Origin of the sequence: Streptomyces lavendofoliae (genome assembly GCF_014649735.1) — a bacterium.
Taxonomy (GTDB): Bacteria; Actinomycetota; Actinomycetes; order Streptomycetales; family Streptomycetaceae; genus Streptomyces; species Streptomyces lavendofoliae.
In genome coordinates this window covers 317171-338073 of record NZ_BMTP01000004.1, presented here as the reverse complement: position 1 = coordinate 338073, position 20903 = coordinate 317171, and the positions used below count along the sequence as shown (strand labels likewise).

Genomic DNA, 20903 nt, shown 5'->3' with positions numbered 1-20903 from the left:
CGGCGGCGTGACGTACGCGCCCGCCCGCCGTCCCCACCGCGGTCCGGGCGCGTGACCGGGGCGGCCCCTCCGCTCGGGAGACCGCCCCGGGGACCGGTGTCAGGCGCGTACGAGTTCCCGCTCGCCGTCCTCGGGCTCGCCGGCCGCCGGTTCCTCGCGCAGGCCCTCGCCCTCGACGTCCACGTTCGGCAGGACGCGGTCGAGCCGGCGCGGCAGCCACCAGGCCCGGCGGCCGAGCAGGGCGAGGACCGCCGGGACGATCGCCATGCGGACCACGAACGCGTCGAAGAAGACCGCGACCGCGAGGCCGAAGCCGATCATCTTGACCATCTGCTCGCTGGAGCCGATGAAGCCCGCGAAGACGGCGATCATGATGACGGCGGCGGCGGTGACGACTCGCGCCCCGTGCCGGAAGCCGGTCACGATCGCCTCGCCGGGCCGCTCCCCGTGGACGTACGCCTCACGCATCCGGGTGACGAGGAAGACCTCGTAGTCCATCGCCAGGCCGAAGACGACGCCCACCATGAAGATCGGCATCATGCTCATGATCGGGCCGGTCTGCTCCACCCCGAAGAGCGAGCCGAGCCAGCCCCACTGGAAGACGGCCACGACCGCGCCGAGGGCGGCGACCACCGACAGCAGGAAGCCGAGCGCGGCCTTGAGCGGCACCAGCACCGACCGGAAGACCACCATCAGCAGCACGAAGGCCAGGCCGACGACGAGCGCCAGGTAGGGCAGCAGGGCGTCGTTCATCTTCTGCGAGAAGTCGATGTTCATCGCGGTCGCGCCGGTGACCAGCACGTCGTCGCCGGTGGTGTCCCGGATCGAGTGGACCAGGTCCTCCGTCTCGACGGAGGAGGGGCGGTCCTTCGGCACGACGGTGATGATCGACGTGTCGCCCGCCTCGTTGGGCGTGGGCGGGGTGACGGCGGCGACCCCCTCCAGTCCCTTGATGTCGGTGACGGTACGGTCCGCGGCGGCCTTGTCGCCGTCGACGACGACCATCAGCGGCCCGTTGGAGCCGGGCCCGAAGCCGTCCGAGAGCAGGTCGTAGGCGCGGCGCTGGGTGGTGGAGGTGGGCTGGGCGCCGTCGTCGGGCAGGCCCATCTCCAGCGAGGCGGCCGGTACGGCGATGGTGCCGAGGCCGATGACGCCGACGAGCAGCACGGCGACCGGGCGGCGCAGCACGAAGCGGGCCCAGCGGGTGCCCAGGTTGGGCCTGGCGCCGGCGGGCGCGCCTCCGGCGGCCTCCGCGGCCTCGGCCGCCTCGGCCGCCTTGCGGGCCTTGCGGCCCACCACGCGCTTTCCGGCGAACCCGAGCAGCGCGGGGATGAGGGTGAGGGCGATCAGGACGGCGATCAGGACCGTGCCGGCCGCCGCGAAGCCCATCTTCGTCAGCATCGGGATGTTGACGACGGCCAGGCCGACCAGGGCGATGACCACCGTGAGACCGGCGAAGACGACGGCGGAGCCGGCGGTGCCGACGGCCCGTCCGGCCGCTTCCTCCCGCTCGCGGCCCTCGGCCAGCTCGGCGCGGTAGCGGGAGACGATGAACAGCGCGTAGTCGATGCCGACCGCGAGGCCGATCATCATCGCGAGGGTGGAGGTGGTGGAGCCGAGGTCCAGGACGGACGCCAGTGCCGTGATCGTGGAGACGCCGATGCCGACACCGATGATCGCGGTGAGCAGCGGCAGACCGGCCGCGACCAGCGACCCGAAGGTGACGACCAGGACGATGCCCGCGACCACCACACCGACGATCTCGCCCGCCCCGGTCTCCGGGACGGTCTGGAGGGCGTCGCCGCCGATCTCGACGGTGAGCCCGCCCGCGCGCGCCTCCTCGCCGGTCTCCTTCAGCGCCTCGCGCGTCGCGTCGGTCAGCTCCATGCCGTTGACCTTGTAGGACACCTGGACGTAGGCGGTGCTGCCGTCCCGGGAGACCGCCTGGACGGTGTACGGGTCGGTGACGTCGGCGACCTGGTCGGAGCCGCTCTTCAGCTCGCCGACGGCCTTGCCGACCGCGGCCTTGTGGGCCGGGTCGGTCATCTTCTGCCCGTCGGGGGCCTTGAAGACGACCCGGGCGGTGGCGCCGTCGGCGCCGGCGGACGGGAAGCGCTCTTCGAGGAGGTCGAAGGCCTTCTGGGCCTCCGTCCCCGGTATGGAGAAGGAGCTGGACGTCGCGACGGGCGCGGAGGCCGCTCCGGCCCCGGCGAGCGCCAGCAGCGCGACCCATATCAGGGCCACGAGCCGGCGGCGCCGGAAGGCGGACCGGCCGAGTCGGTAGAGGAACGTTGCCACGGGGGCGTCTCCCGGTGATGGGTGGGACAAGGACATGGGGAGTCGGCCCGACAGCGTGAGCGGTACGTGTCAGGTGCTGCGGGTGGTGCGGGACTGCCGGTGGTGCGGGGCCGGCGGTGGTGCGGGGCCGGCGGTGCGTCGTGCGGGGCGTACGCGGTGGTGTCCGTCGTACGCGGTGACGCCGGTGGTGCGGTGGACTGTCAGACGCCCAGGGCGGGGAGGACCACGGCGTCGACGTAATCGGTGAGGAAGGCCCGGTCGACCGGCCGGTCCTCGATGAGGGGCCGGGCGACGAAGGCACCGATGAACATGTGCGGGACCAGCCGGAGCGCCGGGTTGTCCGCGCTGACCTCCCCGCGCCGCACCGCGCGGCCCAGCACCTCGTCGAGCCCGGTCATCTCGGGTTCGACGAGCAGGTCGCGCAGCGCCTGGAGCAGGTCGGGGTTGTCGTGCACGGCATGGGCGAGGCCCCGCATCAGCGCGGAGTCCCGCTCCATCTGGCAGTCGTCGGACCGGGCGAGCAACTCGTGGAAGTCGCCGCGCAGCGAGCCGGTGTCGATTTCGGCGATGTCGACCGGCTTGTTGTGCCGCAGGGCGTGCGCGACCAGCTCGGGCTTGCTCCCCCACTGGCGGTAGAGGGTGGCCTTGCTGGAGTGGGTGCGGGCGGCGACGGCGTCCATGGTGAGGGCGTCGTAACCGACCTCGCGGAGCAGGTCGAGCACGGCTTCGTACAGCTCTGCCTCGCGCTCCGGGGTGAGCCTTCCGCGTGCCATGCCTCCGACTCCCATCGAGACGAAACGGTTTCGTACACCTGGAGCGTACGGCTTCGCGCTGCGAAACGAAACCGTTTCGTACGTGTGCTGGATCACGTGATCGGGTTGCCGGGCCCCCTCGGCGCGGAAAGCATGGCTGTGTGAGCAGCGACGGCGCGTACCTCCGCTACCCCCACCTCCACGACGGCCTGCTGTGCTTCGTGGCCGAGGACGACCTGTGGGTCGCCCCCCTGGCCCCGGACGGCGAACCCCCGGACCGCGCCTGGCGCGTGACGGTCGACCGGACACGCGTCGGGCACCCGCGCTTCTCCCCGGACGGGCGGCACATCGCGTACACGACCTGGCGCAGCCTGGACCCGGAGATCCACCTGGTGCCGGTCGACGGCGGGCCCGCGCGCCGGCTGACCTACTGGGGGGCGCTCGACACCCGGGTGTGCGGGTGGACGCCGGACGGCGAGATCCTCGCCGTCGCCTCGCACGGCCAGCCGTTCTCGCACTTCTCCTGGGCGTACAAGGTGCCGGCCGACGGCTCGCCCGGTGGGCGCCTGCCGTGGGGGCCGGTGTCCGACATCGCGGTCGCGGACGTCGGCGGGCAGCACCTCACCCTCCTCCTGACCGGCAAGCCGCCGCACGAGCCGGCCGCGTGGAAGCGGTACCGGGGCGGGGCGACGGGGCGGCTCTGGCTGCACGGCGAGCGGCTGCTGCCGGACCTCGGCGGCCACCTGGACTGCGCGATGTTCGTCGGCGGCCGGATCGCCTTCCTCTCCGACCACGAGGGCGTCGGCAACCTCTACTCCTGCCTGCCGGACGGCACCGGCCTCCAGCGGCACACCGACCACGACGACTTCTACGCCCGGCACGCCTCCTCCGACGGGCGCCGCGTGGTGTACCAGTGCGCGGGCGACCTGTGGATCGTGGACGCGCTGACCCCGGACTCGGTGCCGCGCAGGCTGGCCGTGCGGCTCGGCGGGCCGCGCGCGGGGCGGCGCACCTACCAGGTGCCGGCGGCGAGCAACGTGGACGCCGTGTCGGTCGACGAGACGGGCCGGGCGAGCGCCGTGTCCGTACGCGGCAGCCTGTACTGGCTCACCCACCGGGACGGGCCCGCCAGGACCATCGCCGACACCCCGGGCGTGCGGGTGCGGCTGCCGGTGATGCTCGGCGGCAGCGGGCGCATCGCGTACGTCACCGACGCCGAGGGCGAGGAGGCCGTCGAGGTGGCCCACCTGCCGCGCGTCAGCGGCGACCGGCCGCCGAGGCGCCTGGCGGCGGGCATGCTGGGTCACGTCACGGAGATGGTGGCCGACCCGGACGGCGACCGGCTGGCGATCGCCTCGCACGACGGACGGCTCCTGCTGCTGGACGTCTCGGAGGAGCCGGAGGAGGCCGCGGGGGCCGTGGAGGACCTGGAGCCTATGGGGGCCGTGGGGGCCTCTGGGACCGACGAGGCTGTGGGGTCCGCGGCGGGCATGGGGGCCGGCGGGGGCGCCGGGGCCGACGGGGCCGGGCGGCCCGGGGAGTTCCCGGAGGACGTGGAGGACGTGGGGGCGTCGGCTGCCGAGGGACCGGGCGCGAGGCCGCAGGACGGCTCGGCGGGCGGCGGCCGGGCGGGAGACGGGCTCACGGGGGGCGGCGGGCCGGCCGACGGCGGGCTGACGGAGCTGACCCGCTCCGTCAACGGCCCGGTCCGCGACCTGGCGTTCTCCCCCGACGGCGCCTGGCTGACCTGGTCCCACCCGGGCATCGGCCGGTCCCTGCGGCAGATCAGGATCGCCCGCATCAAGGACCGGACGATCGTCGACGTCACCAACGGCCGGTTCGAGGACGAGAGTCCGGTCTTCACCCGTGACGGCCGCTACCTCGCCTTCCTCTCCTGGCGGGGCTTCGACCCGGTGTACGACGTGCACACCGGCGACCTGTCCTTCCCGCTCGGCTGCCGCCCCCACCTCGTCCCCCTCGCCTCCACCACGCCGTCGCCGTTCGCGCTGTCGCCCGAGGGGCGGCCGGCGGCGGGCGGGCTGGACCTCACGGAGGAGGCGGCGGAGGGCGACGGGACGGTGGTCGTCGAGTTCGAGGGGCTGGAGAGCCGGGTGACGCCCTTCCCCGTCGCCGCCTCCAAGTACTCGTCGCTGCACCCGGTGAGCGGCGGCGGCCTGGTGTGGCTGCGGTGGCCGATCTCGGGGGCGCTGGGCGAGACGTTCGTCAACCCCGCCGACACCTCCGGGCGGCCCACGCTCGAGCACTTCAACCTCGCGAAGGCCCGCAGGACCGAGCTCGTCGACCACCTGGACTGGTACGCCGTGAGCGGTGACGGGACCCGGCTCGTCGTCTTCGACGAGGGCGACCTGCGGGCGGTCCCGGCGACCGAGTCGGGCGACAGCGACACCACGGTGTACGTCGACACCCGGCGGATCCTGCACGAGGTCGATCCGGGCGCGGAATGGCGCCAGGCGTACGACGAGGCGGGGCGGATCATCCGCGCCTACTTCTGGGACCCCGGCATGAGCGGCATCGACTGGGACGCCGTCCTCGACCAGTACCGTCCCCTGGTCGAACGGGTCGCCTCCCCCGACGAGTTCGCCGACCTGTTGCGGGAGGTGCTCGGCGAGCTGGGCACCTCGCACGCGTACGTCACACCCGCGCGCCGCAACGAGGGCCCGCCGCACTACCAGCGCGCCCAGGGGCTGCTGGGGGCCAACTTCGTGTGCCGGGAAGGCCGGTGGACGGTGAAGCGGATCCTCCCGGGCGAGTCGTCCGACTCCAAGGCGCGCTCGCCCCTGGCCGGTACGGGCATCCGGGAGGGCGCCGTCCTCACCCACGTGGACGGCCGCCCGGTGGACCCGGTGGCGGGGCCGTACCCCCTGCTGGCCGGGGCGGGCGGGACGACGGTCGAGCTGACGTTCCGCCCCGACGGGGGCGCGGGCCGCGCCCGGCGCGTCGCCGTCGTCCCGCTGGTCGACGAACGGCCGCTGCGGTACCAGGACTGGGTCGCCAAGCGCCGCGAGGTGGTGCGGGAGCTGAGCGGCGGCACGTGCGGGTACCTGCACATCCCGGACATGGGTGGTTCCGGCTGGGCGCAGTTCAACCGGGACCTGCGGCTGGAGGTGTCCCGGCCCGCCCTGATCGTGGACGTCCGGGGCAACGCGGGCGGCCACATCAGCGAGCTCGTCGTCGAGAAGCTCACCCGCCGGATCCTGGGCTGGGACCTCACGCGGGGCGCCCAGCCCGTCTCGTACGCCTCCAACGCCCCGCGCGGCCCGGTCGTGGCGCTCGCGGACGAGGCCACGGCGTCGGACGGCGACATGATCACGGCCGCCTTCAAGCTGCTGGGCCTCGGCCCCGTGGTCGGACAGCGGACCTGGGGCGGAGTCGTCGGCATGACGGGCCGCCACCGGCTGGGCGACGGCACGGTGATCACGGTGCCGATGAACGCGGCCTGGTTCGACGAGTACGGCTGGTCCGTCGAGAACCACGGCGTGGCGCCGGACATCGAGATCCTGCGCACCCCGCTGGACTGGGCGGAGGGCCGCCACCGCCAGCTCGCCGACGCGGTGGAGGTCGCGATGGACCTCCTCTCCGCCCACCCGGCGTCCCGCCCCCCGGACTACTCCCAGGTCCCCTCCCTCACCCGCCCGAAGCTCCCGCCGCGACCCGGCACCTGACCGGGACCCGAGATCCGTGGGAGCGTCCGGCCCGGCCCCGTACGTCCCGCGCCAGGGAGCGCCCGGCCCGCCCGGCCGGGCACGACGAAAGGCGCACCCGGCGTCCCGGGTGCGCCCTCACCGCTGCCGTGACGTCGGTCAGACGTCCATCGGGTCGCGCGGCGTGCCCTGCTCGTCCCGCAGGCCCTGGCGCCGCTCGTCACGCGGCGGGCGGCTCTTCTGCTGGCCCTTCTGCGTACGCTCCTGCGCCTCGCGCTTCGCGTCCTGGGCCTTCCGCTTGGCCTGGTCCTTCATGTCCTGCGCCTTGTCCTGGAACTGGTCTGCGATACCCATCGAGGTTTCTCCTGAAAGGGTGTGGGGGACTGACGGGAACCGTCGTCGGCTCCCGGCCTCGACCAGCCTGACACGCCCGGACATACCGCGCATTTCGATCATCGAGTGATCGAGTGGTCACTCCCCGTGCGCACCTGCTCGTCCGCGGCGCCACCCGCTCCGACCAGCCCCTTGCGCACGTTCCCCAGCCTGGGATCGAAGCGCCGCATCTCGCGCTGCCCGACCGTCGCGATGAGCCCCGGCAGGTAGCCGCGCACCGACTGCATGCCGCGCAGCCACCACTGGGCGTACACGTGCGCCGAGCGCCGCTCGATGCCGGCGACGATCCGGTCGACCGCCGGGCCGAGCGGGTACGTCCGGTTCGACGGCCACGGCAGCCGCTGCCGCAACTCCCGCATCACGTCGTCCTCGTCGGCGCCGCGCACCATGTCGGTGTCGGTCCACGACAGGTAGCCCACACCGACCCGGACGCCCTTGTACCCGACCTCGGCGCGCAGGCTGTGCGCGAACGCCTCCACGCCCGACTTGGACGCGCAGTACGCGCTCATCATCGGCGCCGGGGTGATCGCGGCGAGCGACGCGATCTGGAGGAAGTACCCCCGGCTCTCCATCAGCACCGGGAGGAACGCCCGGCCCGTCACCGCGCCGCCGATCAGGTTGACCTCGATGACCCGCCGCCACGCGACCGGGTCGGAGTCCGCGAACGGACCGCCCGCCGCGACGCCCGCGTTGGCGACGACGACGTCCACCTTGCCGAATCGTTCCTTCACTTCGGCCGCGACGCGGGCCATCGCCTCGTGGTCGGTGACGTCGACGTGCCACCAGTCGCTCTCGGTGTGCAGCCGCCCCGAGACCTCCTTGAGCAGCTCCGGCTCCAGGCCCAGCAGCGCCACCTTCGCGCCCCGCGCCGACAGCTTGCGCGCCAGCAGCTCGCCGACCCCGCGCGCGCCGCCCGTGACGACGGCGACCTGCCCCTCCAGGCTCATCCTGCTCATGCGACTTCCTTCCGCTCGGTACGGACGTACGTCGTCACCAGGGCGCGTATGCGGCCCGTGACGGCCTCCGGCGCCTCGACCGGCGTCATATGGCCGACGCCCGTCAGCTCGTCGAGCCCGACGCACTCGGGCAGCGCGGCGGCCAGCGCCTTCGCGTGCACGGGCGGGGTGAGCCGGTCGGCCGTCCCGACGATCACCGCCGTCGGCACGGTCAGCTCCCGCAGGTTCGCCTCCACGTCGAGTCCGGCGAGCACCCGCGACCACGCCACCCGCACCGCGCGCGGGCAGGCGTGCACGATCCGGGCGCACTCCGCGACCCGTTCGGCCGCCGAACCGGGCCCCATGGTGGCGTACTTGAGGAGGGCCCTTGACACGGCCGTCACCGGCCCGAGGGGCGCCCGGGCGCCCAGGACGGCGCCGGTCAGCCGGGTCCGCAGCCGGCCGGCCCGCAGCGGCAGCACCAGCGACTCGGCGACCAGCCGCGACGGGCCGGTGCTGCACAGCAGGACGGCCGCCGCGTGCTCCCGCAGGCCCGGCCGCCCGGCGGCGGCCATGAGGGTCATACCGCCCATGGAGTGCCCGGCGAGCACCGCCTTCTCGCCCGGCGCGAGCGTGGCTGCCAGCACGGCCTCCAGGTCGTCGGCCAGGGCGTCCGTGGTGTATCCGGCGCGTCCCACGGCCGGCGTGCGCCCGTGGCCGCGCTGGTCGTAGACGATGACCCGGTGGTCGGCGGACAGGTCGCGCACCTGGGCGGCCCAGAACAGCGTCGAGCAGGTCCAGCCGTGGGACAGGACCACCGCGGGGGCGTCCTCGGGCCCGTGCACCTCGACGTGCAGGGTCGATCCGTCCGCGGAGACGGCGGGGACGATCCTCATGCCGCCGCCTCCTTCGACCCGGCCAGCGAGCCGGCGCGGACCACCTCGTACTCCGACAGGTCCACCGCCTTCGTCGCGCGCCGGAACTCGGACGTGGTGCCCGGCCAGAGCGTGGTGTTGCGGCCGTTGGCGTCCAGGTACCAGCTGTCGCAGCCGCCCGCCTTCCACACCGTCCGCTCCATCCGCGCCTGCACGCGCCGGTTCCACGCGGCGACCGCGGACGGCCGCGCCGCGAGGGCCGCCCGGTCGCCGAGCCCGTCCAGCTGCCGGAGGTAGTCGGCCATGTAGTTCAGCTGCGACTCGATCATGAGGATCATGGACGAGTTCCCGAGACCGGTGTTGGGCCCGATGATCGTCATCCAGTTGGGGAAGCCGGCGGCCGTGGCGCCGCGCAGCGACTCCATGCCGTCCTTCCACGCCTCGGCGAGCGTGATCCCGTCCGCCCCGACCACCCGCTCGGCGATCGGCATGTCGGTGACGCGGAACCCGGTGCCGAAGATGATCGCGTCGACCTCGGTCTCCGTCCCGTCGGCGGCGACGACGGTCGAGCCGCGCACCTCCGCCAACCCGGAGGCGACGACGTCCACGTTGGGCTTCGCGAGCGCCGGGTAGTACTCGCTGGACAGCAGGATCCGCTTGCAGCCGATGCGGTACGACGGAGTCAGCTTGGCGCGCAGGGCCGGGTCCTTGATGGCCCTCGCCATGTTGGCCTTGGCGATCGACTCGACGAGCCGCAGTTCGTTCGGCCGCTTGGTGAACGCGCTGACCTGGAGCTCCCGGATGCCCCACAGCAGGCCGCGGCGGGCCGTGCCGGTCAGCGGCACCTGCCGGTGCAGCCAGCGCTCGACGCCGCTGATGGCGCGGTCCATACGGGGCATGACCCACGGCGGGGTGCGCTGGAACAGCGTCAGCCGCCCGGCCTTCGGCTGGATCGCCGGGACGATCTGGATGGCGGAGGCGCCGGTGCCGATCATCGCGACGCGCTTGCCGGTCAGGTCGTAGTCGTGGTCCCAGCGGGCCGAGTGGAAGACCTTGCCGCCCGCCTCCTCGAAGGAGGCGAGCCCCGGGACGTCCGGGATCTTGGGGTCGGACAGGGGGCCGGTCGCGGAGACCACGACGTCGGCGGTGAGCGTCCCGCGCGAGGTCTCGATCTCCCACCGCAGCTCGTCGTTGTCCCAGCGCATCATCAGCACCTCGTGGCCGAGGCGGATGTGCGGGCGCAGCCGGAAGGTGTCGGCGACCCGCTCCAGGTAGGCGCGGATGTGGCGCTGCCCGGAGAAGGTGCGCGGCCACTCGGGGTTGGGCGCGAACGAGAAGGAGTAGAGGTGTGACGGTACGTCGCAGGCACAGCCGGGGTAGCTGTTGTCGCGCCAGGTGCCGCCGACGGAGTCGGCCCGCTCAAGGACGACGAAGTCGGTGATCCCCTCGCGGCGCAGCCGGACGGCGGCACCGAGGCCGCCGAATCCGGATCCGATCACCGCCACTCGTACATGCTCGTGCTGGCTCATGCCGCCTCCGCATCGGAAATCCGGGTCCGCAAAACTCTGCCAGCAATCACTGGCACGGTTGATGGGAGAGTAGAGCAGGCGCATACCGAGCGGTAGGGGTGGAGCCAAGGAAGTTACCGGCGGTACGACATAGGGTTGCGGGCGTGACGAACCAGCGGGCGAAACGGCGGGTGGACCGACCGGCGGACGACCGGGCGGGCACCGGGGCGGCGGTCGGCACGGAGGTCCGGGCCGACGGCCCGGCGGGGGGCGGATCGCGCGGCGCCGCCCACGAGCCCGCGGACGGCGGGGCCGAGGGGGCCCACGGCGGGCGCGAGTACCGCATGGAGGAGCTGGCCGAGGCGGCCGGCATCACCGCCCGTACGCTGCGCTTCTACCGCGAGCGCGGACTGATCCCGCCGCCCCGCCGCGAGGGCCGCATCGCCTGGTACGGGCCGCAGCATCTGGCCCGGCTGCGGACGATCGCCGCGCTGCTGGAGCGCGGACACACCCTCAACGGCATCGCCGACCTCGCCGCCGCCTTCGAGAGCGGCCGGGACGTCGGCGAGGTGCTCGGGCTCGGCGAGCCCACGGAGGAGGAGCCGGTCCGGCTCACCCCCGAGGAGCTGGCCGACCACTTCGGCGACCAGGTCACGCCCGAGAACTTCGCCGCCGCCCTGGAGCTCGGTTACCTGGCCACCGACGGCGAGGAGATCGTCCACGTCAGCCGCCGGCTGCTGGAGGTCTCGGCCGCCCTCGTCCGCGAGGGCGTCCCGCTGTCCGCGGTCCTGGCCGCCGCGGCCCGGGTCCGCGCCCACGCCGACGCCCTCGCCTCCCTCTTCGCCGACCTGCTGCGCGCCCACGCGGCGGGGGCCGCCGACGCCGTACGGCTGCGCCCGCTGGCGAAGAGCGTGGTGGATGCGGAGGTCTCGATGGCCCTGGACCGCCGCCTGCGTTCCCCCGACAACTGACCGCGGCCGGCGGGGGGCGGATCGGGCCCGGGGAACCGGCCCCTACGGACGGCACCACCACCCCGCGGCACCGCCCGCACCGCCCGCGCCCGGCGCATCCGCCCCACCGGCCCGGCCGGACATACCCACCGCCCGGGGCACCACCGCCGCACCCGCCGCGAACGCCCCACCGGGCACCACCGCCACGGCCGACGTCCCCGGGCCCCCCGGTCCGCCTGAACCGACCGACCCGCCCGGCCCGCCGGAACCACCCGGCCCGCCTGAACCACCCCCACCACCCGCCCCGCCCCACCGGTCGCACCACGCGGTCCACCAGCGCGCCTTGTAGATGCCCCCGCCCGCCAACCGGTAGCGCCCGGCCGGGCGGTGCACGGCCACGGTCCGCGTCCACCAGGTCTCCCCCAGGCCCCGCTCCGGCACCGTCGAGATCACCTGCCCGGTCACCGGGTCGTCGCCCACCGCCTTGACCCGCGCCCTGCTGATGCCCGCCGCGCCCGGGAAGTCGCGCCGGAAGGTCCCGGTGCTCTTCTCGTACTGGTGGACGGCGGAGCCGCTGCTCACCCACAGCCGGTCCGGGTCGCCCGCCACCGGCCCCAGGTCGTGGCCGTGCGGAGCCGGCAGCCGCGCCCCGGCGACCTCCCGGAGCGTCGGCCGCGCCGCCGTGCCGCCCACCCGCAGCGCCACCAGCCGGTCGCCGCCCAGCGCCCACAGCACCCGCCGCCCGCCGTCCCAGTGCAGCCCGTGCGCGTCCTTCAGGGGGTGGTCGACGTACGGCACGCCGGCCCGGCCTTGGGAGGCGGCGTACAGCCGCACGACGCCGCCGGTGCTGCCCGCGACGGCGACGTTCCCGTCCGGCAGCAGCTCGATGCTGTGCGGGTTGTGCCGGATGGTGCCCGGTGAGAGCGCGGCGCCCCAGTACCGCGCGCCGGAGGGGTACGCGACCACCGCCGCGAATCCGAACGAGGCCACCGTCAGCACGTACGTCCTGCCGCGCCACCTGCGCACCTTGGCCTCACTGGGGTGCACCCAGCTGGCCTCCGGCTCCAGGTCCGCGTACCGGGCGTCCCCGACCGGCGAGAACGCCCACTTCACGACGGCCGGATCGGCACCCGGGTCCCACGCGCGCCGCCCGCCGTCCAGGAGCAGGACGCGCTTGGAGGCCTGGTCGGTGAGGAGGACGTCGGGCGTCCCGGCGGGGATCGCGGCGGCGGGAACCGGGACGGTGGCCGACGTCTGTACGGTGGCGGCGATCAGCGCGCCGCACGCGACGGCCGCGATCAGGGCTGGCTTCAGCGGCGTCCGCACGGCGGTGAATCGCACACCGCCTCACCTTGCCAGAAGCATCCCCCGAAGTGAGCTTCGCCACACCAGCGCTGACACACCCTCACTTGCGGACGCGGATCAGCCGCTCCCGCTTCCGCGCGACGGCCTCACAGCTCGTACGCCGCCGTCACCGGGGCGTGGTCGCTCCACCGCTCACCGTGCGCGGCGGCGCGCTCCACCCACGCCTTGGCCGCGCGGGCGGCGAGGCCCGGCGTCGCCACCTGGAGGTCGATGCGCCAGCCCGCGTCGTTGTCGAACGCCCGGCCGCGGTAGGACCACCAGGAGTACGGGCCCTCCTGGCCGGGGTGCAGGGCGCGTACGACGTCCACGTACGACGCCTCGTCGAAGACGCGGGTCAGCCACTCCCGCTCCTCGGGGAGGAAGCCGGAGCTCTTCCGGTTGGCCTTCCAGTTCTTCAGGTCGGCCTCCTGGTGGGCGATGTTCCAGTCGCCGCAGACGACCACCTCGCGGCCGTCGGCCGCCGCGCGCTCGCGGAGCCCCTTCAGGTAGGGCAGGAACTCGTCCATGAAGCGGGTCTTCTCGTCCTGCCGCTCGGTGCCGACCTCGCCCGAGGGCAGGTACAGGCTGGCGACCGTGACGCCGGGCAGGTCGGCCTCGACGTACCGGCCGGTGGCGTCGAACTCACTCGACCCGAACCCGATGCGTACCGCGTCCGGCTCACGCCTGCTGTAGATCGCTACGCCCGCGCGGCCCTTCGCGGCGGCCGGGGCGTGCACGGTGTGCCAGCCCTCGGGCGCGCGGACCGCCTCGGGCAGCTGGGACTCCTCGGCCCGCACCTCCTGGAGGCACACCACATCGGCCTCGGTGGCGGCCAGCCACTCCACGAACCCCTTCTTGGCGGCGGCACGCAGACCGTTCACGTTCACGGACGTCACAATGAGCATGCGCGAACCCTACCGACAGCGCCTCGAAGACCACTCCGCATGATTGTACGATGCCCCGCATGATTATTCAGACCCGGCCGTTCGACCACCCCGACGCCCGCAAGCTCAACGACATGGTGCAGCTCGAGTACGCCGAGCGGTACGGCGACGAGGGCGATCTCACACCGCTCGACCCGTCGATGTTCCGCCCGCCGCGCGGCCTGTACCTCATCGCGTACGACGAGCACGAGCGCCCGGTGGCCACCGGCGGCTGGCGCTCGCAGGAGCGGAACGAGGAGGGGTACGCCGACGGCGACGCCGAGCTCAAGCGCATGTACGTGATCCCGGAGGCCCGCGGCCTCGGTCTCGCCCGCCGCGTCCTCGCCGCCCTGGAGGACGACGCCCGTGCCGCCGGCCGCACCCGGATGGTGCTGGAGACCGGCGACGCCCAGCCGGAGGCCATCGCGCTGTACGTGTCCAGCGGCTACGCGCCCTGCGCCAAGTTCGGCTACTACCGCGAGTACGAGAGCAGTCGCTGTTTCGCCAAGCCGCTGAAGTGACGCCGTACGCCCGGAGTGACGGCCGAATGGGCCGTCCGGTGAACTCACGGTGATGCGCTCCTGACAAAGCGGCGCTGTTCATGGCACCCTGCCTCACGCACGTCGATCCGCACCGCTCTTCGTTCCCCCACCCTGCCCGGCCGCGCCGGCCGCGCACCGGGCACGGCAGAAGGAGACATGCGTGAGAGGCCATCGCACCGCCACGGGCGTCCTGCTGACCGTCGGAGCCCTGATCACCGGCACCCTGTCGGCCACCGCCGCCACCGCGGCCCCGCCGGCACCCGCCCCGACCCCCGCTCCCGCCACCAGGACCGTCACCACCACCGAACAGCACCGGGCGCGCACCTTCTGGACCGCCGAGCGGATGCGCGCCGCCACCCCGCTCGACCTGCGGCTCACCCCCGGCGCCGCCAAGAAGCTCAGGGCCCCGCGGCCCGGCGGCACCCCCACGACCGTCGCCCCCACCGCCTTCCCCCAGGCGGGCGGCGCCTGGACCGGCGGCGGCGCCGTGGTGAAGACCTCCGGGCGCGTCTTCTTCACCATGCAGGGCCGTACGGCCTCCTGTTCCGGCAACGCCGTGACCAGCCAGAACGGCAGCACGGTGATCACGGCCGGGCACTGCGTGAAGTACCAGGGCAACTGGCACACCAACTGGGTGTTCGTCCCCGCGTACGCCAACGGTCAGGCGCCCTACGGCCAGTGGACCGCGGCCAAGACGCTGACCACCCCCCAGTGGGAGGCGAGCGAGGACATCAACCACGACATCGGCGCGGCCGTCGTCGCACCGCTGAACGGACAGCAGCTCACCTCCGTCACCGGCGCCCAGGGCATCCAGTTCAACGGCGGCTACAACAAGCCGATGTACGCCTTCGGCTTCCCGGCCGCCTCCCCGTACGACGGCTCCAAGCTGGTCTACTGCAGCGGAAACTCCTCCAAGGACTTCCTCTTCTCCCAGGACCACAGCCTGGGCTGCAACATGACCGGCGGCTCCAGCGGCGGACCCTGGTTCACCGGCTTCAGCGAGACGGCCGGCACGGGCCTCCAGGTCTCGGTGAACAGCTTCGGCTACACCTTCCTGCCGAACCGGATGTTCGGTCCGTACTTCGGCAACGAGGCCAAGGCCCTGTACGACAAGGCCCAGGTCTCGTAGCGGGTGCGGCGGCGCCGGCGGGGCTGCCCCCGCCGGCGCTCAGCGCGCGCCGGCCGCGGCGCGCGGAAGCACGGCACCGGACTCCGCGCCGGGGGCCGGGTCGCTGACGCCCCGGACGCCGGGCCGCTCGCCCGGCACGGCCCCGCCGGCCGCTCCCGGCGCGGGATCCTTGGCGAAGCGGGGGGCGGAATGGGGCACCGAGCCCCCGCCCGTACCCTCGGCGGGGCCCTGGACGGAACCCGGAACCGACCCCCGAGCCGAGCCCGGAGCGGCGTCCCCTCCCACCGCCCCGGCGCCCTCGGTGGCATCGATGTCATCGACGGCCCGGCGGGGCGAGGGCGCGGTGCCGGCGCCGTCGGTCAGCCAGCGCTGCTCGGGCGACCCGTCCCGCACCTTGACCACCACGGTCGCCCCCGCCCGCGCGGCGGACGGCACCAGCCCCAGGCCCGCGTGCCACCGGGGCACCACGTCCCCCCGGACGCTCAGGTCGTAGCGCACGGTCACCGCGGCCTGCGTCGCGCACAGCCGCAGCACCGCCACCCCGGAGGGCTCCTGCGAGTGCGGGCACAGATCCGGGGCCGCCACGCTGTGCAGCAGCCCGTCCCGCTCGTAGCGCCAGCCCTGCGTCGGGGACCCCGAGCAGGACGCCAGCGTCAGTTCGGCGCCCACCAGCGGCCGGCCGTCCCGGATGTCCAGGCACAGCGCCGTCGCGGCGTTGCGCAGCCGGGTGTTCAGCGTCCCGGTGGCGTGCCCGGCGGACGCGGGCGGCCGGGACGCGGCGCCGGGCGGCGAGCCCGGCACCGGAGTGGCACCGCCCGGCGGGGCCACCGCCCCGGCGCCGCGCCCGCCGCCATCGGGGCCCTCCCACAGGGCCGCCACGGCGGCCACACCCAGGACACCGGTCATCACCAGCCCCAGCCCCACCAGGAGCGCTCCCCCTCCCGGCACCGCCCCCGCGAGACGCCGGGCGGCGCCCGCCGGCACGGCCCGGGAGTGGCGCCCGGTCCGGCGCGCCTCCGCCGGGGCCCCGGCGTCCGTTCCGGTACGCGGACGGGAGCGGGCCGGCCGGGAGGCGACGTACCCGGCGGCGCCCTCACCGAGGACGGCCTCGGCCAGCAGCAGCGCCAGCCGCCCGTCGGAATGGCTCAACTGGTCCGCCGCGTAACGACAGTGCCGGCACTTCGACAAATGCCGGCGGATGTCCGGGATCAGCTCGCCGCCCCGGCGCAGCGATATGTCGAGCAGCCGGTTGTAGTGCCGGCATTCCGGGTCCGCCGCGAGTTCCGCGTGAGCGCGCAGACAGCCGGCGCGCAACAGTTCACGGGCCTCTTCGAGTCGTGCCGTGGCGGTTCGGGGATCGACGGCCAGCAATGCGGCCGGAATGGATATCCCCTCCGCCTCGACCTCACGGTGCCACAGCAGTACCTGCGCCGGTCCGGGCAATGCCGCGAAGGCGCGGGCGAGGAGCTGCCGGTCGGGCCCCGGCTCCGACGGGGCGGACACCCCGGTCAGCAGGGCGGCCACGCGCGGGTCCCCCGCCCACTGCGCGACGGTACGGCGCACGGCCACCAGCAGCCGGGGCCGCAGCGCCGCCTGCGCCGTTGCCGCGTCACCGTCCCGCAGTTCGTCCAGGACCCGTGCGAAGGCGGCGGACACCGCCATCGAGGCGTGGGCGCGCGAGCCGGTGAGCAGTGTGGCGTAGTCGCTCACCGCGCCGCAGTGCCGCGCCATGAGCGCGGTCGCCGGGTAGGCGTCCGCCGCCGCACCGGCCGGGCTGCCGGGCGCCGCGCCCAGCAGGCCGGCGAGCGCCGTGTCCGACCCTCCGGACGTGGGCGCGTAGGGGGGCGGCGGCGGGACGGAATGCTCGGGACGGGGAAAGGGCATGGGTGTTTTTCCGTTCAGGGCATTGCGATGGGGGGCTGAAGGTGAACGCAGCCTGATTGGTACATACCTGGGTCGGCACGATTCCCTTTTGAGGGCCGACATCATCCCGTAATGGGAACTGCCGCTCGAAAAAGCCCTGTTGGGCCGGTAGGGCTGCACAGCTTTCCATAACCCGCCGGTATGGAACAAGAGTTCCGCCGCCAAGCCGCCTCCGCCCCCATTCCACCCGCGCGGGCCCCACCCCGCCCGGCCGCCCGCGATCGCCACCACCCCGCCGGACGGTTCGCCATACGGTTCGCCGGACGAGCCGACGCGGGTGGAGGACACCGGGCGGCCGGACGTCGCCGGCGGCGGGCCGGCCGGATCAGCGCGGGACCGGTGCGGGGTGGGTGGGGTCATGGGGCCGGAGATCACGACCCGTACGGCGCCGGCACGCCGGGTGGTGAGCGGGACCGCCCGGACAGGCCGGATCCGCAGCGATCGCCGCACTGCGCCGCCGTACAACAGCTCGAAGCCCCCGCCGGATTTCTCCGGCGGGGGCTTCGATGTTGCGTGGACCTGTGGGGATTTGAACCCCAGACCCCCTCGATGCGAACGAGGTGCGCTACCAGACTGCGCCACAGGCCCTTGCGACGTGTGAAACATTAGCATCCCGATCCGGGTGCTCGGAAATCCGGTCCTGCCCGGCGGCCACGGACGGCGTCACGACGCCCTCACTCGTTGGCCGCGCGCGGGCGGTCCTCGTCCGCGTACTGGTCGAAGAGGGGCGTCCTGCCGTGGTCGTGGGAGCGGCGCGGCGGGTGCGGGCTCGGGTGCGGGTTCTGCCGGGTGGCCGGCGGCGGGGTGGGCTCCGCCGCGGAGGAGCGCGCCGCGCTCCAGGTCTCCGGGTCGGTGACGTCGACGCCGCCGGTGGCGCGGGGGGCGACCGGCGCGGTGACGTACGTGGGCAGCGGCACGGGGACCGGGTCCCAGCTGTCGCCCCGGGTGGGGCCGTGGTCGCGCTGCTGGTCCACCCACTCGGCGTGGTCGGTCTGCTCGACCAGCGCGCGGCGCCCGGCCTCCTGCGGGGTGAGCGCCGGGGCGGGCTCCGGCTCGGGCTCCGGGTGGCGGACCTCGGGCGCCTCGGCCCGGTCCGGGGCCGGCCGGCCCTGGGGGCGGTTCTCCCGCAGGCGCTGGGCCGCGGCCTCGGCGCGGCGCCGGTCCATGACGTACACGAAGCGCCGCCGCTCCTGGGCCCGCAGGTGCACGATGTACGCGCTGAGCAGGACGGCGGGGACGCCCGGGGCCCACAGGAACGCCAGGCCGCCGACGGCCGCGACGATCGCGCCGAGCGTGAACGCCAGGAAGAGGACGACCGTGGTGCGCCTGCGCCGGGCCAGGACCTTCGAGCGCCGGGCCCGTTCGGCGGCGGCCCCCGCCGCCCCCGCGGGCCGGGGGCGCCGCGCGGGGCGTGGCCCGGCGGGCGGTGCCGCGGGGACCTCCAGGCGCGCCTCCGTACGGTCCGGGGGCGCGGCGAAGGCCCGGACGTCGACCGAGCTGAGGTGCTGGGTCTCGGCGTCCGGGTCGACGTCGGGCTCGGCCGCCTGTTCGGCGCCCCGCTCGCGCAACTCCTTGGCGTACCGGCGCTCCATGCCCGCCCGTCCGGAAAGGAGCCGGATGGCGGTGCTGAAGCGTTCCGTCGGACGGGCCTCGTTCAGCTCGTCCTGCCTGCGGAGCCACATCGGCACCAGGTAGGCGGCCCAGGCCCCGACGATGACTGCGTAGATGAGGCCGCTGCTGCTCACGCCTCACACCGTAGAGGGGTTCGCATCCGGCCATCGGCCAATTGGGCCGGTGTGTCGCACGATCTGGCTGATATCACTGAATTTTTTTGTGATTGGTCGGACCGGTTCCGGCAGATCGGTGACCGAATTCGAACATTTATTTTATTTATCGGATTGCCGGGCGCTCGTCACCGGGGACTTCCCCGGCCGGTGCGGTGCCAGCGGCGCAGCAGGCCCTCGGGGACCTCCTCCGCGGTGAGCGCGAAGACCAGGTGGTCACGCCAGGCGCCGTCGATGTGGAGGTATCGCGGACGCAGCCCTTCCTCGCGGAATCCGAGTTTCTCCACGACGCGCCGGCTCGGGGTGTTCTCGGGCCGGATGCACACCTCGATCCGGTGCAGGCCGACGGTGCGGAAGCAGTGGTCCACGGCGAGCGCCACGGCGGTAGGCATGACGCCCCGGCCGGCGACCTCGCGGTCCACCCAGTAGCCCACGTGGCCCGAGCACATCGAGCCCCAGGTGATGCCCGCGACCGTCAGCTGGCCCACGAGCCGGCCCTCGTACGCGACGACGAACGGCAGCATGCGCCCCGCGTTCGCCTCGGTGCGCAGGTGGCGGACCATCTGGCGGTACGTCGGGCGCTGCGCGAGCGGCACGCCCGGGGCGGGCGGGGGGATCGTCGCCTCCCACGGACGCAGCCATTCGCGGTTGCGCCGGTTGACCTCGCGCCACTCCCCCTGGTCGCGCAGCTTTATCGGCCGCAGGAGCACCGGGCCGTCCGCCAGCGTCACCGGCCAGGACGGGTTCATGACGGTCTGGGGTGGTCGCCGCCGCGCAGCTGGTCCACCGCGTGGACCAGGAGCCGTTCCAGGACGGCCAGGCCGTCTCGGACGCCGCCGGTGGAGCCGGGCAGGTTGACGATCAGGGTCCGGCCGGCGACCCCGGCCAGCCCCCGGGACAGGGCGGCGGCCGGGACCTTGTCGCGGCCGTGGGCGCGGATGGCCTCCGGGATGCCGGGGACCTCGAAGTCCAGGACCCGGCGGGTGACGTCGGGGGTGCGGTCGGTCGGCGAGACGCCGGTGCCGCCGGTGGTGAGGATGACGTCGTACGCGGCCTCGACCCCGGCGCGCAGCGCGGCCTCGACGGGGTCGCCGTCGGGGACGACCCGGGGCCCGTCGACGGTGAAGCCGAGCCTGGCGAGCCCCTCGGCGAGGAGGGGGCCGCCCTTGTCCTCGTACACCCCGGCGGAGGCCCGGTTCGAGGCGGTCACGACGAGCGCCCGGTAGGGGGCGCCGCCGGCGGGCCCGGCATCGGCCGGGGCGTGCTCGGACTCGAGGGCGTGCTCCGGCCGGTGGGCGGGCGGGGCGGGCTCGGGGGCGTGCGGGGCGGCGGCGCGCTCCGGCTCATGGGCGTGCGCGCCGTGGACGTGCCCGGCCCGGGGCGTCACGCCCGCGCCCCTTCGCCCTCGGCGCGCCGGTAGGTGCCGGACTTGCCGCCCGTCTTCTCCTCCACCCGTACGTCGGTGATGACGGCCGCCTTGTCGACGGCCTTGATCATGTCGACCACGGTCAGCGCGGCCACCGACACGGCCGTGAGGGCCTCCATCTCGACCCCGGTGCGGTCGGTGGTCTTCACGGTCGCGGCGATCTCGACCGCGTCGTCCGCGACCGACAGGTCCAGCTTCACGCCCGAGACGGCCAGCGGGTGGCACAGCGGGATGAGGTCGGGGGTGCGCTTGGCGCCCATGATCCCGGCGATGCGGGCGGTGGCGAGGGCGTCGCCCTTGGGGACGCCCTCGCCGCGCAGCAGCTCGATCACCCGGGGGGAGACGAGGACCCGGCCGGTGGCGCGGGCGGTGCGGGCGGTGACGTCCTTCCCGGAGACGTCGACCATGCGGGCCGCCCCCGACTCGTCGATGTGCGTCAGGCTGCCTTGCGTACTCACT

General features: G+C 74.3%; 17 protein-coding genes and 1 tRNA gene. 4 read left to right on the top strand and 14 right to left on the bottom strand.

Annotated features, from left to right (window positions below; genetic code table 11):
- Positions 1-99: 99 nt before the first annotated feature.
- Entirely contained in the window at positions 100-2298 is a 2199-nt protein-coding gene (locus IE109_RS10040) for an MMPL family transporter (protein WP_189550424.1), read from the bottom strand.
- A 200-nt stretch (positions 2299-2498) separates the two neighbouring features.
- Complete coding sequence (locus IE109_RS10035; RefSeq protein ID WP_189550423.1) at positions 2499-3071, bottom strand: TetR/AcrR family transcriptional regulator; 573 nt, start codon at positions 3069-3071, stop codon at positions 2499-2501.
- A gap of 140 nt (positions 3072-3211) precedes the next feature.
- Between IE109_RS10035 and IE109_RS10030 the strand changes: the two genes are divergently transcribed.
- Positions 3212-6733, top strand: a complete 3522-nt coding sequence (locus tag IE109_RS10030) for a S41 family peptidase (RefSeq protein ID WP_189550422.1) — start codon at positions 3212-3214, stop codon at positions 6731-6733.
- A gap of 138 nt (positions 6734-6871) precedes the next feature.
- On the opposite strand, the gene IE109_RS10025 is transcribed toward IE109_RS10030, so the two are convergent.
- The 4 genes from IE109_RS10025 to IE109_RS10010 form a co-directional block, all read right to left on the bottom strand.
- On the bottom strand, positions 6872-7066 hold the full coding sequence (locus IE109_RS10025) for a YtxH domain-containing protein (RefSeq protein WP_189550421.1): 195 nt from the start codon (positions 7064-7066) through the stop codon (positions 6872-6874).
- A gap of 98 nt (positions 7067-7164) precedes the next feature.
- Positions 7165-8061: an SDR family oxidoreductase gene (locus IE109_RS10020; protein WP_189550420.1), complete on the bottom strand. Its 897-nt coding sequence runs from the start codon at positions 8059-8061 to the stop codon at positions 7165-7167.
- Entirely contained in the window at positions 8058-8936 is an 879-nt protein-coding gene (locus IE109_RS10015; RefSeq protein ID WP_189550419.1) for an alpha/beta fold hydrolase, read from the bottom strand. Before IE109_RS10015 ends, IE109_RS10020 begins: the two co-directional genes overlap by 4 nt.
- Positions 8933-10444, bottom strand: coding sequence for a flavin-containing monooxygenase (locus IE109_RS10010; protein WP_189550418.1), 1512 nt, complete (start codon positions 10442-10444; stop codon positions 8933-8935). The genes IE109_RS10015 and IE109_RS10010 overlap by 4 nt, the downstream gene beginning before the upstream one ends.
- Positions 10445-10767: 323 nt before the next feature.
- Between IE109_RS10010 and IE109_RS10005 the strand changes: the two genes are divergently transcribed.
- A complete protein-coding gene (locus tag IE109_RS10005; RefSeq protein WP_189550582.1) occupies positions 10768-11394 on the top strand; it encodes a MerR family transcriptional regulator in 627 nt (208 codons plus the stop codon).
- Positions 11395-11436: 42 nt separating this feature from the next.
- Here IE109_RS10005 and IE109_RS33700 read toward each other — a convergent pair whose 3' ends face one another.
- Together IE109_RS33700 and IE109_RS09995 are read right to left on the bottom strand one after the other, a co-directional pair.
- A complete protein-coding gene (locus tag IE109_RS33700; RefSeq protein ID WP_268251465.1) occupies positions 11437-12714 on the bottom strand; it encodes a DUF6528 family protein in 1278 nt (425 codons plus the stop codon).
- Positions 12715-12824: 110 nt separating this feature from the next.
- Positions 12825-13622, bottom strand: coding sequence for an exodeoxyribonuclease III (locus tag IE109_RS09995; RefSeq protein WP_189550417.1), 798 nt, complete (start codon positions 13620-13622; stop codon positions 12825-12827).
- 59 nt (positions 13623-13681) lie between these two features.
- Between IE109_RS09995 and IE109_RS09990 the strand changes: the two genes are divergently transcribed.
- Together IE109_RS09990 and IE109_RS09985 are read left to right on the top strand one after the other, a co-directional pair.
- A complete protein-coding gene (locus IE109_RS09990; protein WP_189550416.1) occupies positions 13682-14161 on the top strand; it encodes a GNAT family N-acetyltransferase in 480 nt (159 codons plus the stop codon).
- A gap of 181 nt (positions 14162-14342) precedes the next feature.
- Positions 14343-15311, top strand: a complete 969-nt coding sequence (locus IE109_RS09985) for a trypsin-like serine peptidase (protein ID WP_189550415.1) — start codon at positions 14343-14345, stop codon at positions 15309-15311.
- A gap of 39 nt (positions 15312-15350) precedes the next feature.
- Here the strand turns inward: IE109_RS09985 and IE109_RS09980 are convergent, their stop codons facing one another.
- The 6 genes from IE109_RS09980 to moaC form a co-directional block, all read right to left on the bottom strand.
- A complete protein-coding gene (locus tag IE109_RS09980; protein WP_189550414.1) occupies positions 15351-17195 on the bottom strand; it encodes an RICIN domain-containing protein in 1845 nt (614 codons plus the stop codon).
- Positions 17196-17748: 553 nt separating this feature from the next.
- A tRNA-Ala gene (locus tag IE109_RS09975) sits at positions 17749-17822 on the bottom strand.
- An 86-nt stretch (positions 17823-17908) separates the two neighbouring features.
- Positions 17909-18979 (bottom strand): divisome protein SepX/GlpR, encoded by a 1071-nt coding sequence (gene sepX, locus IE109_RS09970; RefSeq protein ID WP_189550413.1) that lies wholly within the window; start codon positions 18977-18979, stop codon positions 17909-17911.
- Positions 18980-19146: 167 nt separating this feature from the next.
- Entirely contained in the window at positions 19147-19767 is a 621-nt protein-coding gene (locus IE109_RS09965; RefSeq protein WP_189550412.1) for a GNAT family N-acetyltransferase, read from the bottom strand.
- Positions 19764-20228: a MogA/MoaB family molybdenum cofactor biosynthesis protein gene (locus IE109_RS09960; RefSeq protein WP_189550581.1), complete on the bottom strand. Its 465-nt coding sequence runs from the start codon at positions 20226-20228 to the stop codon at positions 19764-19766. Before IE109_RS09960 ends, IE109_RS09965 begins: the two co-directional genes overlap by 4 nt.
- A gap of 173 nt (positions 20229-20401) precedes the next feature.
- On the bottom strand, positions 20402-20902 hold the full coding sequence (gene moaC, locus IE109_RS09955) for a cyclic pyranopterin monophosphate synthase MoaC (RefSeq protein WP_189550411.1): 501 nt from the start codon (positions 20900-20902) through the stop codon (positions 20402-20404).
- Position 20903 lies beyond the last annotated feature (1 nt).

Bases quoted from the DNA above. Each gene is read 5' to 3' on its own strand.
- IE109_RS09965 (WP_189550412.1), bottom strand. From the start codon at position 19,767: ATGAACCCGTCCTGGCCGGTGACGCTGGCGGACGGCCCGGTGCTCCTG.
- IE109_RS09980 (WP_189550414.1), bottom strand. From the start codon at position 17,195: ATGCCCTTTCCCCGTCCCGAGCATTCCGTCCCGCCGCCGCCCCCCTAC.
- IE109_RS10020 (WP_189550420.1), bottom strand. From the start codon at position 8,061: ATGAGCAGGATGAGCCTGGAGGGGCAGGTCGCCGTCGTCACGGGCGGC.
- IE109_RS10015 (WP_189550419.1), bottom strand. From the start codon at position 8,936: ATGAGGATCGTCCCCGCCGTCTCCGCGGACGGATCGACCCTGCACGTC.
- IE109_RS10010 (WP_189550418.1), bottom strand. From the start codon at position 10,444: ATGAGCCAGCACGAGCATGTACGAGTGGCGGTGATCGGATCCGGATTC.
- IE109_RS10005 (WP_189550582.1), top strand. From the start codon at position 10,768: ATGGAGGAGCTGGCCGAGGCGGCCGGCATCACCGCCCGTACGCTGCGC.
- IE109_RS09990 (WP_189550416.1), top strand. From the start codon at position 13,682: ATGATTATTCAGACCCGGCCGTTCGACCACCCCGACGCCCGCAAGCTC.
- IE109_RS10025 (WP_189550421.1), bottom strand. From the start codon at position 7,066: ATGGGTATCGCAGACCAGTTCCAGGACAAGGCGCAGGACATGAAGGAC.
- IE109_RS10035 (WP_189550423.1), bottom strand. From the start codon at position 3,071: ATGGCACGCGGAAGGCTCACCCCGGAGCGCGAGGCAGAGCTGTACGAA.
- IE109_RS09995 (WP_189550417.1), bottom strand. From the start codon at position 13,622: ATGCTCATTGTGACGTCCGTGAACGTGAACGGTCTGCGTGCCGCCGCC.